We start from the raw sequence: 2,431 nt of genomic DNA, 5'->3' as shown, positions 1-2,431 counted from the left end.
GCACCGACTCGGAGTAGGACGAGTTCCACTGCATGGCGATCTCGACCGACATGCCGGTGGTGTCGTCGCTGAAGTAGATGACGGACTCGTGCGGCCCCGCGCCCTTGGCGGACTCGACGCGGTCGGCGTTCAGCCGCCGGAACGGCTCGAACAGCCGCTCCACCTCGTAGGCGGGCACGACGGGCCCGGTGTTCTCGACCTGGACGGTGGCGTAGCCCTCCAGCATGCCGGTGCGGATCCACAGCTCGCCGCCGTCCTCGACGTTGTGCTTGATCGCGTTCTCGACGAGGTTGGACACCAGGTGCTCCAGCAGCACCGGGTCGCCGAGCGCCGTCCCGGGCGTCAGCTCGGGATGGACGGCGACGTCGTTGTCGTGCTCGCGGCGGGCGGACTGCTCCAGCACCGTCGCCGCCACCTCCGCCAGGTCGACCGGCGTGCGGGCGGTCAGCTCCCGCTCGCTGCGGGCGAGCAGCAGCAGCCCCTCGATGAGCCGCTCGTGCCGGGCGTTGGTCGCCAGCAGCGTCCGGCCGACGGCGCGCAGGTCGTCGGAGACCTCCGGGTCGCCGAGGGCCACCTCCAGCAGCGTCCGGTTGATCGCGAGCGGGGTGCGCAGCTCGTGCGAGGCGTTCGCGACGAACCGCCGCTGGGTGTCGAACGCCTGCCCGAGCCGCTCCAGCATCGCGTCGAACGTGTCGGCCAGTTCCTTGATCTCGTCGTCCGGGCCCTCCAGCGCGATCCGCTCGTGCAGCGTGCTCTCCGAGAGCCGGCGCGCGGTGGTGGTGACCCGCTGCAGGGGGCTGAGGGCCCGGTCGGCGACGAACCAGCCGAGCACCAGCGTGATGACGCCGACCCCGCCGAGCGCGAGCAGCGACCGCCCGACGAGCTGGCGCATCGTCTGCTCGACGAACTGGCGCTGCAGCTCGGCCGCCTCCGCGTCGGAGATGCCGAAGCCGATCACCTTGACGTTGCCGAGGATGTTGGCCATCAGGACCGACATCACGAACAGCAGCAGCGCGCCCGCCATGAAGAACAGCAGCCCGTACAGCAGGGTGAGGCGCAGCCGCACGCTCATCCGGCCCGGCATCACCGTCATCGGGGCGAACGCCCCGCCGCCCTCGCCGCGCCACATGCCCTTCGCGGCCGGGTGCGGCTGGGGGACCTGCTGCGGGCCGGGGCGGCGCCACCGCCCGCCGCGCCGGGCTCCGGCGTCGCCGGGGTCGCCGGGAGGCGCGGTCGGCCGGGCGGCCTGCGCGCCGCTCTCCCGGTCCGGGCCGGCGGCCTGGCCGTCCGGCCCGTCCGGGCGGTCCTGGGGTGCGGTCTCCTCGGTCACAGGCGGTATCCCACTCCGGGCACGGTCTCGATCACCGGGGGGTCGCCGAGCTTCTTGCGCAGCGTCATCATCGTGACCCGGACCACGTTGGTGAACGGGTCGATGTGCTCGTCCCACGCCTTCTCCAGCAGGTGCTCGGAGCTGACGACGGCGCCGTCGGCGCTGAGCAGCACCTCCAGCACCGCGAACTCCTTGCGGGTCAGCTCCACCGGGCGGCCGTCGCGGGCGACCTCGCGGCGGGCCGGGTCGAGGGTGATCCCGGCGCGCTCCAGGACGGGCGGCAGCGGCGCGGCGGCGCGCCGGCCGAGGGCCCGCACGCGGGCGATCAGCTCGGCGAACGCGAACGGCTTGGCCAGGTAGTCGTCGGCGCCGATGGACAGGCCCTCGACCCGGTCGTCCAGCTCCCCCGCCGCCGTCAGCATGATGATCCGCGCGGGGTAGCGCTGCGAGACGAGCTGCTTGCAGACGTCGTCGCCGTGCACCTTGGGCAGGTCCCGGTCCAGCACGATCACGTCGTACTCGTTGACGCTGGCCCGCTCCAGCGCGCCCGCGCCGTCGTAGGCCACGTCCACCGCCAGCGTCTCCCTGCGCAGGCCGGTGGCGATCGCGTCGGCGAGCACGCGCTCGTCCTCGACGACTAGAACACGCAAAGGGTCCCCCTCCTCGTCGGGGCGCGGCCGGCCCCGCGCCCGGAACATGGCGCATCACACATGCCCGCCTCACATATGCCATGGAGGCCGTAAGACGCCCGTAAGCAGCTGTTCCTCTCCCGGTACGCCAGATGGTGATCTCGCGGACGCAAGGATCCGCGAAAATTGCATCGCAAGACAGGTTTACCTTCAGCCTAGGCCTGGGTAGGCATGGGCACGATCCGGGAGGAGGCCCATGGGCGAGTTGACACGCATGATCCAGCAGCGGCTCGACGACGCGTACGCGTCGCTGCGGAGCGCCCACCAGGCTGGGGACGCCTACCTGGCGGACATCCGCCGGGAGGAGATCGAAGACCTGCGCCGGATCGCAGCGAACAACGACATCGGCGTCGAACCGCCCCGCTGCGACTGACCCCCCGCCGTCGCAAGGCGCTGTCCGTGACGGGGAGCC

Annotated in this window: 3 protein-coding genes; 1 reads left to right on the top strand and 2 read right to left on the bottom strand. The window is 72.2% G+C overall.

Going from position 1 to position 2,431, the window contains the following annotated elements; translation table 11 throughout:
• Both AB0C69_RS41205 and AB0C69_RS41200 read right to left on the bottom strand, forming a co-directional pair.
• Positions 1-1,330, bottom strand: a 1,330-nt coding sequence (locus AB0C69_RS41205) for an ATP-binding protein (RefSeq protein ID WP_360362114.1), incomplete at its 3' end; no start/stop codon positions are given.
• Positions 1,327-1,980, bottom strand: a complete 654-nt coding sequence (locus AB0C69_RS41200) for a response regulator transcription factor (protein ID WP_360362111.1) — start codon at positions 1,978-1,980, stop codon at positions 1,327-1,329. The genes AB0C69_RS41205 and AB0C69_RS41200, both read right to left, overlap by 4 nt.
• 235 nt (positions 1,981-2,215) lie before the next feature.
• Here AB0C69_RS41200 and AB0C69_RS41195 point away from each other — a divergent pair, with 235 nt between their 5' ends.
• Complete coding sequence (locus tag AB0C69_RS41195) at positions 2,216-2,392, top strand: hypothetical protein (protein WP_345178501.1); 177 nt, start codon at positions 2,216-2,218, stop codon at positions 2,390-2,392.
• Positions 2,393-2,431: the final 39 nt, after the last annotated feature.

This window comes from Actinomadura sp. NPDC048032, assembly GCF_040653175.1.
GTDB lineage: Bacteria > Actinomycetota > Actinomycetes > Streptosporangiales > Streptosporangiaceae > Spirillospora > Spirillospora verrucosospora.
This window is presented reverse-complemented; position numbering and strand designations above follow the sequence as displayed.

What these genes read in the sequence shown, in the direction of transcription:
- AB0C69_RS41195 (WP_345178501.1), top strand. Translation starts at nt 2,216, where the DNA reads ATGGGCGAGTTGACACGCATGATCCAGCAGCGGCTCGACGACGCGTAC.